11 protein-coding genes and 1 pseudogene are annotated in these 13,142 nt (G+C 72.2%); 5 read left to right on the top strand and 7 right to left on the bottom strand.

Annotated features, from left to right (window positions below; translation table 11 throughout):
- Positions 1-107 precede the first annotated feature (107 nt).
- Positions 108-482, top strand: coding sequence for an antibiotic biosynthesis monooxygenase (locus ABD54_RS11935; RefSeq protein ID WP_047869529.1), 375 nt, complete (start codon positions 108-110; stop codon positions 480-482).
- A gap of 40 nt (positions 483-522) precedes the next feature.
- Here ABD54_RS11935 and ABD54_RS11930 read toward each other — a convergent pair whose 3' ends face one another.
- Positions 523-1,284, bottom strand: a complete 762-nt coding sequence (locus ABD54_RS11930) for a class I SAM-dependent methyltransferase (RefSeq protein WP_047869528.1) — start codon at positions 1,282-1,284, stop codon at positions 523-525.
- A 94-nt stretch (positions 1,285-1,378) separates the two neighbouring features.
- Between ABD54_RS11930 and ABD54_RS11925 the strand changes: the two genes are divergently transcribed.
- Together ABD54_RS11925 and ABD54_RS11920 are read left to right on the top strand one after the other, a co-directional pair.
- Positions 1,379-2,776 (top strand): benzoate/H(+) symporter BenE family transporter, encoded by a 1,398-nt coding sequence (locus ABD54_RS11925; RefSeq protein WP_047869527.1) that lies wholly within the window; start codon positions 1,379-1,381, stop codon positions 2,774-2,776.
- A 237-nt stretch (positions 2,777-3,013) separates the two neighbouring features.
- Positions 3,014-3,953 (top strand): annotated as a pseudogene (locus ABD54_RS11920) (GNAT family N-acetyltransferase).
- A gap of 31 nt (positions 3,954-3,984) precedes the next feature.
- Here the strand turns inward: ABD54_RS11920 and ABD54_RS11915 are convergent.
- Positions 3,985-4,758 (bottom strand): nucleotidyltransferase domain-containing protein, encoded by a 774-nt coding sequence (locus tag ABD54_RS11915; protein WP_047869526.1) that lies wholly within the window; start codon positions 4,756-4,758, stop codon positions 3,985-3,987.
- A 90-nt stretch (positions 4,759-4,848) separates the two neighbouring features.
- Positions 4,849-6,042, bottom strand: a complete 1,194-nt coding sequence (locus ABD54_RS11910; RefSeq protein ID WP_047869525.1) for a DUF418 domain-containing protein — start codon at positions 6,040-6,042, stop codon at positions 4,849-4,851.
- 96 nt (positions 6,043-6,138) lie between these two features.
- Here ABD54_RS11910 and ABD54_RS11905 point away from each other — a divergent pair, with 96 nt between their 5' ends.
- Together ABD54_RS11905 and ABD54_RS11900 are read left to right on the top strand one after the other, a co-directional pair.
- Positions 6,139-6,846 (top strand): TetR/AcrR family transcriptional regulator, encoded by a 708-nt coding sequence (locus tag ABD54_RS11905; protein WP_047869524.1) that lies wholly within the window; start codon positions 6,139-6,141, stop codon positions 6,844-6,846.
- Positions 6,847-7,013: 167 nt separating this feature from the next.
- The gene (locus ABD54_RS11900) at positions 7,014-7,883 is read left to right on the top strand and encodes an aminoglycoside 3'-phosphotransferase (protein ID WP_047869523.1); all 870 of its coding nucleotides are present in this window, start codon (positions 7,014-7,016) and stop codon (positions 7,881-7,883) included.
- A 49-nt stretch (positions 7,884-7,932) separates the two neighbouring features.
- Here the strand turns inward: ABD54_RS11900 and ABD54_RS11895 are convergent, their stop codons facing one another.
- The 4 genes from ABD54_RS11895 to ABD54_RS11880 form a co-directional block, all read right to left on the bottom strand.
- Positions 7,933-9,603: a BCCT family transporter gene (locus ABD54_RS11895; RefSeq protein WP_047869522.1), complete on the bottom strand. Its 1,671-nt coding sequence runs from the start codon at positions 9,601-9,603 to the stop codon at positions 7,933-7,935.
- A gap of 385 nt (positions 9,604-9,988) precedes the next feature.
- On the bottom strand, positions 9,989-10,870 hold the full coding sequence (locus ABD54_RS11890; protein ID WP_047869521.1) for an alpha/beta fold hydrolase: 882 nt from the start codon (positions 10,868-10,870) through the stop codon (positions 9,989-9,991).
- A gap of 277 nt (positions 10,871-11,147) precedes the next feature.
- Positions 11,148-11,966: an aldo/keto reductase gene (locus ABD54_RS11885; RefSeq protein ID WP_047869520.1), complete on the bottom strand. Its 819-nt coding sequence runs from the start codon at positions 11,964-11,966 to the stop codon at positions 11,148-11,150.
- 87 nt (positions 11,967-12,053) lie between these two features.
- On the bottom strand, positions 12,054-13,064 hold the full coding sequence (locus tag ABD54_RS11880; protein WP_047869519.1) for an NADP-dependent oxidoreductase: 1,011 nt from the start codon (positions 13,062-13,064) through the stop codon (positions 12,054-12,056).
- Positions 13,065-13,142 lie beyond the last annotated feature (78 nt).

Raw genomic sequence — 13,142 nt, 5'->3', positions numbered from 1 at the left:
TTGCCGGGGAGGGCGCGTTCACCGAGAGGGGGCGGGGCGGCGCGGGCTGCGGCGGAGGTTGTCCTAGGTTGGGCGGGAGAACCGCAGCCAACCGAGAGAGGTGCCGTGTGAGCAGCGTCGTCAAGTTCAACGTCCTGACCGTCCCCGAGGGCGCCGGTGCGACCCTGGAGGAGCGTTTCGCCAAGCGCGCCGGGCTCGTGGAGGACCAGCCCGGGTTCGAGGAGTTCCAACTGCTGCGCCCGGTCGAGGGCACCGACAAGTACCTGGTCTACACCCGGTGGCGGTCCGAGGAGGACTTCCAGAACTGGGTGAGCGGCCAGGCCTTCCGCCAGGGGCACGCCCGGGCCGCCGCGGACGCCCAGGAGAAGGGCGCGCCGGCCGGGCACGGACAGGGCCACGGGCAGGGGCACGGCGGCCCGGCCGCGACCGACAGCGAGATCTGGGGCTTCGAGGTCGTCCAGCGGGTCTCGGCACGGTCCTGACCGCAGCAGGCGGGTGCCCGCGCCCCGCGGCCCGGACGGGTCAGCGGGGCTTGCGGGCCTCGATGAGGAAGCGGGTCGTGGTGGCCCTGAACGACCCCTCCCGCTCGATGTGCTCGTGCATGTCCCGGAGCCGGTCCCGGTAGGCCTCCACGGTGAACCCGGGCACCATCCAGACCACCTTGCGCAGGAAGTACACGACCGCGCCGACGTCGAAGAACTCCGTGCGCAGCCGCTCCATGCGCAGGTCGGTCACCTCCAGCCCGGCCGCCCGCGCCCCCTGGCGCGCCCGGTCCGGGTGGCGGGAGGCCCGCGTGTCCCCGGGCTGCGGCCCCAGGAAGAACTCCACCACCTCGAAGACGCTCGCCGGGCCCACCTGTTGGGAGAGGTAGGTCCCGCCCGGAGCCAGTACCCGGGCGATCTCCTCCCACCACACGGTCACCGGATGGCGGGAGACCACCAGGTCGAAGGCACCGTCCGCGAAGGGCAGCGGCGGCTCGTCATCGTCGGCGACGACCGCGACCCCCAGCGGGTGGAGCAGCCGGGTGGCCTCGGCGATGTTGGGCGGCCAGGACTCCGTCGCCGCGGTCAGGGGCGGGCGTTCGGGGACCCCCGCCAGCACCTCGCCGCCGCCGGTCTGGATGTCGAGCGCGGCGCTCGCGCGGGCCATGTACCCGGCCATGGTGCGCTGGTAGCCCCAGGAGGGGCGCTGTTCCGTGGCCCGGCCCTCCAGCCAGGAGAAGTCCCAGCCCTGTGTCGGCTCCGCGTCGGCCTCGGCGACGAGTGCGTCGAAATCGCGTCCCATGGCGGCATCCTCCCCGTCCGCCACGGCCCGGTCCAGCGGTTTTCCCTCCCCCGGGCGACGGGTCGGGTCCCGTGGCGCGCGAGGATGGTGGGCCATGAGAACCCTCGCCCGTCTTGTCGGCCTCGTGGCCCCCGCGCCCGCCGTCGCGGCCGGTCTGGTCGCCGTGCTGGTCGGGGTGACAAGTTCGGCGGCGATCGTGTTCACCGCGGCCGAGGCCGCCGGTGCCTCCTCCGAGCAGACCGCCTCGTGGATGCTGGCACTGGGTGTGGGGATGGCGGTGACCTGTGTGGGACTGTCCCTGCGCCACCGGGCCCCGATCGTGACCGCCTGGTCCACGCCCGGCGCCGCGCTGCTGGCGGTGGGCCTGGACGGGGTGACGATGGCACAGGCGGTGGGGGCGTTCCTGTTCTCGGCCGCGCTGATCACCCTGAGCGGCGTCACCGGGTGGTTCGAGAGGGTCATGGACCGCGTGCCGGTGCCACTCGCGGCGGGGCTGCTGGCCGGGGTGCTGCTCCAGTTCGGCATGGGGCTGTTCACGAGCATGGAGGACGACTTCGCGGTCGTGTTCGCCATGTTCGCGGCGTACCTGTTGAGCCGTCGGTGGCTGCCTCGCTACGCGGTCATCGTGTCCCTGGTCGCGGGCGGTGTCGCCGCGGCGCTGCGCGGGACCCTGGACCTGGGCGGGGTGACCCCGGCGCTGGCCCGGCCGGTGTTCGTGGAACCCGAGTTCTCCTGGCAGGTGCTGGTGAGCGTGGGGCTGCCGCTGTTCGTGGTGACCATGGCCTCGCAGAACCTGCCGGGGGTCGCGGTGCTGCGGGGCGACAGCTACCGGGTGCCGATCTCGCCGGTGATCGGGTGGACCGGGGCGACCAACCTGGTACTGGCGCCGTTCGGGTGCTTCGGGATGAACCTGGCCGCGATCACCGCGGCCATCTGCACCGGACCGCAGGCGCACCCCGACCGCGAGCGCCGCTACCTGGCCGGGGTGTGGGCGGGGGTCTTCTACCTGTGTGTGGGGGTCTTCGGGGCGACGGTGGCGTCGCTGCTGGCCGCGCTGCCGCCGCCCCTGATCCTGGGCATCGCCGGGCTGGGCCTGCTCGGGACGATCGGGGGTTCGCTGGCGTCCGCGCTGGGGGACGAGCGCTCCCGGGAGGCCGCGGTGGTGACCTTCCTGGCGACGGCGTCGGGTCTCACCCTGTTCGGTGTGGGATCGGCCTTCTGGGGTCTGCTGGCGGGTGTGCTGACGCTGGCGGTGACCCGTTCCTGGCGCCGGTCGAGACACACGGCTTCGGGCGGCGGTTCCGGACAGGACACCGAAGACGCGCGGGAGGTCAACGAGACCGCGGAGGCCGTCCGGGGAGAGGGCGGCGGAGCGCGGGAGGCGTCCGGAACACCGGTGGCCCCGACACAGACGGCCGACGGGGCTCACGAGACGGGTGGGTCCGGACAGGCCGGTGGTCCCGGTCCGGACAACCGGTCGGGACGCGGTTGAGGTGTCCGGCGAGCGGCCACGAGGGGCGGCGCCGGTCGTCCCACGACCGAAAAAGGCTTGCCCGCCGGTCGGAGCGCGGCTACAACAGTCACGGCCCCGACCACAGCGGAACCGGGGCCCCGACGACGAGAGGAGGCGGAGCCGTGTTCACCGCAACCACCGCGCTCGCGCCCTCCCGGGGCGGCCTCGACGGCTGAGGCCCCGGAGCGGCCGGGCGCACGCACCGAAGGTGTCGCCTTGACCGTGAATGACCTGACCGTCCGTACGATCACCGGACCTGAGGAGCTCGACCTCTTCAACCGGATCCCCTACCCCCAGAACCACGAGTCCGCCGACGACCTCGCCCGGGGGCGCCGACGCCCCTCGTGGATGTGGGTCGCCATGGACGGCGACCGCCTCCTGGCCCGCCTCTCCTGGTGGTGCCGGGGCGGTGTGACACCTCTCCCCTGCTGCTGGACGTCCTGGACGTGGACGACACCGCCGGGGACGTGGACCGCACGGGGGTCCTCGAACACCTGCTCCGCACCGCCTCGGCGGCGCCCCTGCCCGGAGGCGGGACACCCCCCGAGTACCTGCGCGTCGTCCCCTCCGACTGGCGTGAGGACGCCGACAGTCGCCGCACCGCGTGGGAACTCATGGCCGCCGTCGAACGCACCGGCGGATCGCTCCTGGTGGAGCGGTTGCGCTTCGAGTGGACGCCCCCGTCCCCGGTGCCGGCTGCGGGCGGACGCCTCCGGTTCCGACCGGCCCGGGACGAGGAGGAGATCCTCGGCCTGATGGTCCGGGCCCTGGACGGGACCCTGGACGCCCACGACCGCGCCGACCTCGAACACAGCACGGCGGAGCAGGTGGCCGCCGAGAACTGGAAGCTCGAGTTCAGCGAGTACACCACGCCGCGCTCCTGGTGGCGGGTCGCGACGCTGCCGGACGGCGAGCCGGTCGGGTTCGTCCTGCCCGCGCGCAACGACTACCACCCGATGATCGGCTACATCGCGGTGCTGCCCGGGCACCGCGGCCACGGGTACATCGACGAGGTCCTCGCCGGGGGCACCCGCGTCCTGGCCCGGGCGTGGAACGCATCCGCGCCGCCACCGACCCGGGCAACGTCCCGATGGCACGGGCCTTCAAGCGGGCGGGGTACGCCACGTTCAGCGGGGTCGTCAACATGACCTGGTAGGACCGCTCCCGGCACCACTGCGGCGCGCCGGTCAGGCCGTGGCGAGGATCCGTCCGGCCTCGGCGACCGCCGAGTTCAGGTCCTGGGGGTCGGCGGTCATTCCAGCGACCACGAAGTCGATCTCCTCCAGACCGGCCGTGGACAGCAGGGCCTTGTCGTTGGTGACCCAGACTCCGCGCTCGGCCAGGACCGCGTGCGCGGCCTGCGCGGCGGCCTGGGACAGCAGGCCCGCGGTCTGGGCGACCCTGCCGTAGGGGGCGTGGTTGTGCCGGGCGTAGGACAGGGTGGCCGCGGCCCTGCCCCGCCAGACGGGCGGCGCGCTCCTGCGCAGCGCCTCGGGGTAGTCGGGCCGGGGCAGGTCCCCGACGAGGACCCGGCCGACGGCGAGTTCGGCGACGACCAGGTAGGTGGGGATACCCGCCAGGTGGAACATGAGGGGTTCCACCTGGAAGCGTCCCTGCCGTGCCTCGGAGAGCTGGTGCTCGACCACGTCCAGGTCGCGGTAGTGCACGTCCACCGCCCGGCCGTCGATCCGCAGCCAGGCGCCGCCGTTGAAGACACCGCCTCCCCAGCCGCCGATCTCCGACACCTCCCCCTCCCAGCCGAGGTCCCGCAGTGTCTGCGGGTCGAAGTCCCCCCGGTAGTAGACCGCCAGGTCCCAGTCGCTGTCGGGGCGGTGGGTGCCCTGGGCCCGGGAACCGCCGAGGGCGACCGCCTCGACGGCCGGAAGGGCGGCGAGCCGTTCGGCGGTGGCGGACAGGAAGGTCGCGTCGTCATGTGCGGAGGTGGACATGGTGGCCATCATCGCGGATGGCGTGCGCTGTCCGCCATGAGGTTTGCGCCGAGCCGGTGACCAGCGCGGACGGCGGCCCCGCCGAGGGTCCCCGGGGCGCGGTCATCTCCGCGCCGGTTCGGCCTCCTGCTCGGCCCGCACGGTTCTGTAGGTTCCCCAGCGCAGGAGGCGTTCGGCCGGGCCCCGGATCCCCGCGCGGCGCATGAGGTCGGCCAGGACCACGGTGGCCAGCCAGACGGCGACACCGAGCAGTACGGCGGCGGTCCCGGACAGCTGTGGTGCCAGGTCCAGGGCGTAGGGCGCGAACAGCACCATCCAGCCCACCGACTGCAACAGGTAGCAGGTCATGGAGCGCTGGCCGGTGGCGACCAGGGCCCGCACGACGGGTCCTCCGCGGTCACCGAGGCGGACCGCGATCAGTGCGATGAGCGCGGCGTAGCCGAAGCCGCCCGCGTAGCCGGTCAGGACGTGCAGCCAGCCCACACCGGCCTTGAGCACGAACTCGGGTGCCCACAGACCGGTGGCCACCAGGGCCTGCGGCAGTCCGCCGGCCACCGCCACCGGGATGCCGATGAGGGCGACCCGGCGCAGCAGCCCGAGGTTGCGCTCGGGCTGTTCCATGAGGCGGCGGCGGGCCGCCCAGACCCCGACGAGGAAGGGGAACACCGAACTCGCCACGAGCATCGGGGTCATGACCGGCCAGGTGAACAGGCGTGTGACCATGTCGGCCAGCGGGTCCTGTGTGAGGACTCCGCCCGCCTCGGGGTCGGAGAGCGGGAGGCTGTTCACGACCGCGTAGAACAGCGAGCCCAGGGAGGCCCAGGTGAGGGCGTGGGCGAGCAGGCGCCGGTCACCGGCGTACAGCAGCCCCGCGAACATCAGGGCTATGAGCCCGTAGACCGAGACGATGTCGCCGAAGAAGAGCAGGACCGTGTGCAGGAGCCCGATCAGCACCATCCACCGGCCGCGGCGGCGCACCAGTGAGCGCACCCAAGGCTCCGGTCGCCCCTCGGCGGTGCGGCGCAGGTGGATCCAGGCGAGCCCGTAGCCGAACAGCGCCGCGAACATGGGGTATCCGCGCGCCTCGGCGAACAGCATGAGCAGGGCGGTGGAGGCGGTGTCGAGGAGGCCGCCCGAAGCGGAACTCTGGCCCCCGGTGGCCATCACCCAGACGATGTGCGCGTGCACGACGGCGATGACCAGCAGCATCACCCCGCGTGCCAGGTCGGGCGCCGGGGAGCGCCGGTCGAGTGCCACGCCCCCGGGCGAAGGCGGCGGGGAGGGGGGAAGAGACATACTGAACTCCGATCACACGGAAGGGGATAGCATTGGATACGGACGCGTATCCAATCCCCTTCTAAGATACGCCACCGTAGCTTAGTTGGGAAGAGCATGGTTGACCGGGAGCGGCCGCGGGTCGACGACGAGGCGGGGGAGACGGCGCCGGACGCGCGGGAGGAGGCGCCCCGGGCCACGCGCAGACGCGGGCGGGAACTGCTGGACGCCATCCACGAGGCGGTCATCCTGGAGGCCGCGGACGTCGGTGTCGCCCGCCTGTCCATGGAGGGGATCGCCCGCAGGGCGGGCACGGCCAAGACCTCGCTGTACCGGCGCTGGCCCACGCCGGGGGACATCCTGCTGGACGCGATGTACCACACCTACCCGCAGGAGGTCCCCACGCCGGGCGCCGACGACCTGCGCGGGGACCTCGTCAGGGCCCTCATGCTCCTGCGCGACACCATGAGCCGGTCCCTGGGACAGGCGATGTTCTCCGTGGTCGCCGAGGCCAGGCACCACCCCGAGCTCTACGACCGGTTCGTGCGGGAGGTCTTCGACTCCCGCGGGGGGCGCTTCACCCGCACCGTCCTCGAGCACTACGCCGACCACGGCAGGATCGACCCCTCCCGCGTCACCTCCGTCACCGACGACATCGGTGAGGCCATGCTCATCAAGTACGCCATGGACCACCAGGGGCCGCCCGACGGGGAGTACGTGGAGCGGATCGTGGACGAGGTGATCCTGCCCGTCCTCGGCCTGGACCCGCGCGCCGCCTCCCCCACGGCCCCGGAGAAGGGTTCCCCCGCGTCTTCCGGCGGTTAGCGCACGCGGCGGCCCGGAGCCCCGCCGGCGGATCCGGGACGTGCTCGGCGCAAGCCGCCGGTGCCGCGGACCGCTGGGTCCGGGGCGGGCGGTGGGACAGGCCGGTGGTGCCGTCCGTGCCGTGGGCCGCCGGGAACCGGGCGGGCGGCGGGGCTAGGGTGCGAGGCATGCGCATCCCTCCGTCCGTGGACGCCGCCCGCGTTGAGGAACTCGACGTGGGGCTTTCCGGAGCCCGTGTGGCCCGGCTGTTCGACGCCCGGGACCGGCCCTTCGCGGTGCTCAAGTCGGTGGACGCCGAACGCCCCGACCTGGTGGCCGAACTCCTGGGCCAGGAGCGGCGCCTGCGCTGGCTGGCCGGGCGGGGGCTGCCGGTGCCGCGCGTGCTGGACTCGGGTTCCTGGGCGGGGCTGCGCTGGCTGGCCATGAACCACCTGGACGGGCGCGCCGCCCACGAGCCCTGGCCCGCCGGGGAGCGGTCGCGGGTGGTCGACCTGCTCGCCCGGGCCGCCCGCGCGCTGCACCGCGTTCCGGCCGCGGGGTGCCCCTTCGACATGACGCTGCCCGCCCAGCTCGAACGGGCGCGGGAGCGGGTCGCCTCCGGGCTGGTGGAACGCTCCTGGGCCGCCGCGGGCAGGGAGGGGCCGCCCGCCGCCGAGGTGCTCTCCGAGCTGGCCGGTCTGGCGCGTGCCCTGGGCCCCGGACGGACCGCGCTGGTCCACGGCGACTACTGCCTGCCCAACGTGCTGCTCGACACCGGCTCCGTGCGCGGCGGTGCGGCACGCGCGCGCCGGTCCTCGGGCGGGGGCCCCGGCCCCGCGCGGGCGGACGGCTGGGCCCTGGTGGACCTGGGGCGGGCCGGGCTGGGGGACCCCCACGCGGACCTGGCCGACATGGCGGGCAGCCTGCTCAGTCCGATGAACCCGCAGTTCGGGCCGCCGGACGTCGAACGGTTCCTGGACGCCTACGGGCGGGAGGACGTCGACCCCGAGCGGCTGCGGCTGTGCGCCGGGGTCGACTCCTTCTTCTGGCCCGCGTGAGGGCCCCGGCCGGAGCGGCCGGGGCCCGTGACGGCGCTGAGCCCTCCCCCTACCGGGGGGCGCCGTCGCCGTTGCCGTTGCCCCCGTTGCGCTCGCCGGTGCGGGGCCCGGACTCGCCCAGGCGCCGGTGCCGCCGCTGGATCCTGCGCGCCCTGGTGGCCAGCGGGGCCTTGCGTTCGCGCTGGAGACCCGACCCCTCCGCGAACTCGGCGTGCAGCGAGCGCACCAGCCCCACCATCATGAAGAAGCCGATCACGAAGAAGGGCAGCCCGAACACGATGATCGTCTGTTGCAGGGCGTCCAGGCCGCCCACGCCGGAGGCGGTGAGCACGGTCGCGGCGACGACGCCCTCGGTGATCCCCCAGAAGACCCGCTGCCGGGTGGGGTTGTTGCTCTTGCCTGAGCAGAGCATGTCCACCACCAGGGAGGCCGAGTCCGAGGACGTGGTGAAGAAGATGATGACGATGAGGATGGCCACCACCGACAAGAGCGTTGTCAGCGGGAAGTGCTCCAGGAAGGTGAACAGGGAACCGGGGATGTCCTCCTGCGCGACCACCTCGTCCACGAGGCCGCCGCCCTGGTTGCGCTCGATGTCGAAGGCCGAAAGACCGAACACGCTGAACCACACGACGCTGAACGCGGTGGGCGCGGCCAGCACGCCGAGGATGAACTCCCGGATGGTCCGGCCCTTGGAGATGCGCGCGATGAAGATGCCGACGAAGGGTGACCAGGTGATGGTCCACGCCCAGTAGAAGACGGTCCAGGAACCCTGCCAGCCGGTGTTGGCGAAGGTGTCGTTCCAGAACGACAGCGGGACCAGCATCTCCAGGTAGACGCCCGTGGTCTCGATGATCCCCTTGGCCAGGTAGAGCGTCGAACCGGCGAGGAAGACGAAGAGCAGCAGCCCCACGGCCATGTAGATGTTGATCGTGGACAGCCACTTGATGCCGACGTCGAGGCCGGTGGCCACGGAGATCACGGCGACGGTGGTGACGATCGCGATGAGGATGAGCTGGCTGACGCGGCTCTCCTCAAGGCCGAACAGGGTGTTGAGGCCGCTGTTCATCTGGAGGGTGCCCAGGCCGATGGTGACGGCGACGCCGAACAGGGTGCCCAGGACCGCGACGATGTCGATGGTCCGCCCGATGGGACCGTTGATCCGGTCGCCGAGGAAGGGCTCGAAGACCGAGCTGACCCGGAAGGGCAGTCCCTTGCGGTACACGAAGTAGGCGAAGGCGAGCCCCGGCAGGCAGAAGATCGTCCAGGTGTGCAGGCCGAAGTGGTAGAGCGTGAAGCCCATCGCCTCCTCGGCCGCCTCGATGGTCTGCGGGTCGACGCCCGAACGCGGGGGTTCGGCGTAGTGGCTGATCGGTTCGGCCACGCCCCAGAACATCAGGATGCTGCCGATGCCGGCGGCGAACAGCATGGCGAACCAGATGGGGTTGCTGTAGTCGGGCGTGCTCTCCGGCGGGCCCAGCCGTACGCGCCCGAACCTGCTGAACGCGATCCAGACCAGGAAGATGAGGAAGGTGGTCACGCCGAGGATGTAGAGCCACCCCAGGTTGGTGAGGATCCAGCCGGAGGTGGCTCCGAAGACGGCGTCCACCGTGTCGGTGAAGAAGATCGCGGACACCACGAAAACGATGGTCAACGCGGCGGACACGAAGAAGATCGCCGGGTTCGTCTCGAGCCCCAGCTTATGCGCCAGCTTTTCGAACATGCCGATTGCTTTCTGGTGATTCGGGGACGTTCGTCGAGGGACAAGGGCCCGTCAGCCCGCACCGACCTCGGGCAAGGATACGTCCTTACGGGCGGGTTCCCTGTTTATCCTTCCTTTCGGGGAGAGTCGGGAACGTCCTTACCCGCCACCATTAGCAACACACCGAAAAATCACTGTTTAAATATGCGAAAAACCACATTAGGAACGTTCTCGCAGGGTTGAGTACGCTACGTACCCTTTCGCACGCATACGTACCATCCTGTCACCGCGCACGGGAGCCGCGGAGGAGGCCGGGGACCCCACCCGGGAGGAGGTCGGCCCGGAGCGGGCCGGGCGACGTCCGCGAACCGCGCGCGGCGGCGCCTCCGCCCCCGTCCGGAGGCGATCAGGCGTCGAGTTCGCCGAGCAGCTCGCGCACGCGCTCCGGCTGCTCGTAGAGCGACAGGTGTCCCGCGCCCTCGATGGTGTGGACGTCGGCGTCCAGGAACCGGCGGGCCGGGCCGTGCAGGCGCGCGGGCGAGAAGAACGGGTCGTGCGACCCGGTCGCGACGGCGACCGGGGTCCGGGCCCATGCGCGGAAGTGCTCCGCCGGCAGCGGGCTGGGGGTGGACCCCGCGCGGCAGTACCGGGCCACCAGGGTCAACCACTCGGCCTCGGCCCGGTGCTTGTCGCACTCGGTGGCGGGGCCGCTGAGGAACTCGACCAGGCGTCCGCTGGTCTGCTCGTTGGGGTGGATCATCCACGGCAGGGTGGCGCGCATGGACTCGGAGCTGACCCCGGCCGCGGTCAGTCCGGCCGGGTTGAGCAGCAGGATCCCGGCGACCAGCGGGGACGGCGTGGAGGCGAGCGCGATGGCGGCGCCGCGCGAGTGCCCCAGCACGAGGACGGGTCCGTCGGTGATCTGGGGCAGGAGCTCGTCGAGCCACGCGCCGTAGGTCTCGATCCTGGCGCCGCCGACCCTCTGGTTGCAGCTCAGGCCCGGCTGCCCGGGCAGGTCGACCAGCAGCACCGGCCGGTCCGCGGACAGCGCGCGGGCCGCGGGCACCGTGGCGGCCGCGTTGAAGTTGGTGCCCGAGAGCACCAGCACCGGGGTGCCGGGGCCGCCCGCGGAGCGGAAGGCCTGCGTGCTGCCCAGGCGGGTCTCCACGGGCGGGAGGGGTCCGAGTTCGGGCCACTGGCTCAGGGCTTTGTGGCACCAGGCGTGCACGGAGCGCTCGGCGTTGTCGGAGCGGTACACGCGCGCGGCGCGGTGCGGGACGACGGTCATGATCTGCTTCGCCTAAGAGGAGACTGGCCGCCGTCCTTGCTTGTCGGCGCGCCAAGAGAGGACTGTACGCCTCCGTTCGGCACCACGCCACTCGAAGACGCTCGGAGTGTCCCAACAGACACGCGAAAGAGATCCGCGCACGGCACGGGGTGTCCCCTGTTGAGCCGTTCGCCCTGCTCTGAGGTCTTTCGTCCGCCCCTTCTCGGCCGCCTCCGGCCACGCCCCCCGCCCCTGCCGGGGTGTTCCCGGACCGGGAGCCGGCCCGGGAACGGACCGGTCAGCCGACGGTGGCGGGGTCCGAGCCGATCCGCCCGCCCCGGTCGAGAGCCGAGACCCGGTCCATGTCCCCGCTGGACAGCTCGAAGCCGAACACGTCGAAGTTCTCACGGATACGGGACGGGGTCACCGACTTGGGGATCACGACGTTGCCGAGCTGGAGGTGCCAGCGCAGCACGACCTGCGCCGCGGACCTGCCGTGCTTCTCGCCCAGGGCGGTCAGCTCCGGGTCCTCCAGCAGCCCCTTGCCCTGGCCCAGCGGGCTCCAGGCCTCGGTGAGGAGGCCGTGGCGGGCGTTGACGGCCCGCATGGCCTCCTGCGAGAAGTAGGGGTGCAGCTCGATCTGGTTGAGCACGGGGACGACGTCGGTCTCCGCGACCAGGCGGTCCAGGGTCGGCTCGGTGAAGTTGGACACGCCGACGGACCTGGCGCGGCCCTCGGCGTGGATGCGCTCCATCGCCTTCCAGCTCTCGACGTAGGCGTCCCGCCTGGGGCAGGGCCAGTGGATCAGGTACAGGTCCACGTAGTCCAGGCCGAGGCGGTCCAGGCTGGCGTCGAAGGCCTTGAGGGTGCTGTCGTAGCCCTGCTCGTCGTTCCACAGCTTGGTGGTGACGAACAGCTCCTCGCGGGCGATGCCCGACTCGGCCAGGGCCCGGCCCGTGCCCCGCTCGTTGTCGTAGATCCTGGCGGTGTCGATGCTGCGGTACCCGGTCTCCAGGGCGGTCGCCACCGCGGCCTGGGCCTCGTCGTCGGGAACCTGCCAGACGCCGAACCCGAGTTGGGGCATGGTGAGGCCGTTGTTCAGCGTGACGTGCTGCATGAGCGCCCTTCCGTCGTGGCGGACTCGTCGTTGCTCGTGGGGTGCTCCCCCATGGTGGCCACCTGGAGCGCACTCCAGGCAAGCGGTTCAGGGTGTGAGGTGGACCAGCATCTTGCCGGTGTTGGCGCCCCGCATCATGCCGAGGAAGGCCCGCACGGCGTTGTCGATGCCGTCGACGACGGTCTGCTCGGTGCGCAGCCTGCCGTCGACGATCCACTCGGAGGCGCGCTCGGCGTACTCCTTCATCAGGTGGCCGTGGTCGCCGACGATGAACCCGCGCAGGGTGAGGCGCTTGCCGACGGCCAGGAAGAGGTTGTCCGGACCTGGCTCGGGCTCGGTGGCGTTGTACTGCGAGATCGCGCCGCACAGGGCGATCCGGCCGTGGTTGCGCATCGCGGCGATGGCGGCCCTGAGGTGGTCGCCGCCGACGTTGTCGAAGTAGACGTCGATGCCCTCGGGCGCGGCCTCGGCGAGCTGCTCCTCCAGGCGGCCCTCGCGGTAGTCGATGGCGGCGTCGAAGCCGAAGTCCTCCAGGAGGCGGCGCTTCTTCTCCGGACCGCCCGCGGAGCCGACCACCCGGGAAGCCCCCAGTTGGCGGGCGATCTGGCCGGCGGCGGATCCGACCGCTCCCGCGGCGCCGGAGACGAACACCACGTCGCCCTCGCGCACCGGGGCGACCTCGGTCAGGCCCGCGTAGGCGGTGAGGCCGACCATGCCCAGCACGCCGAGGTAGGCCTCGGCGGGCGCGAGGGAGGCGTCCACCGCGCGCACGGAATCCGCGGGCAGGAGCGCGTACTCGCGCCATCCGGCCCCGTGCAGGACGGTGGTGCCCACCGGGACGTCGTCGCTGCCGGAGGCGGTGACCACGCCCACGGCGCCGCCGTCCATCGGCTCGCCCAGCCGGAACGGGGGGACGTATGACTTGACGTCGTTCATGCGGCCGCGCATGTACGGGTCCACGGACATCCAGTCGTTGCGCACCAGGACCTGTCCGGGTCCGGGGTCGGCGACGGTGGTCTCCACGAGGGAGAAGTCGGCGGGCTCGGGCTCGCCGACGGGACGGGCCACCAGGTGGACCTCCCTGCTGGTGACGGACATGGTGTGACCTCCGTGACTTCGCTGGGTGTCGGCGCGGTGACCCGCCGACCGAACAGACACTAGTCCGACTATCCATTC

The sequence above is a fragment of the Nocardiopsis sp. RV163 genome, assembly GCF_001029525.1.
Lineage (GTDB): Bacteria > Actinomycetota > Actinomycetes > Streptosporangiales > Streptosporangiaceae > Nocardiopsis > Nocardiopsis dassonvillei.
This window is presented reverse-complemented; position numbering and strand designations above follow the sequence as displayed.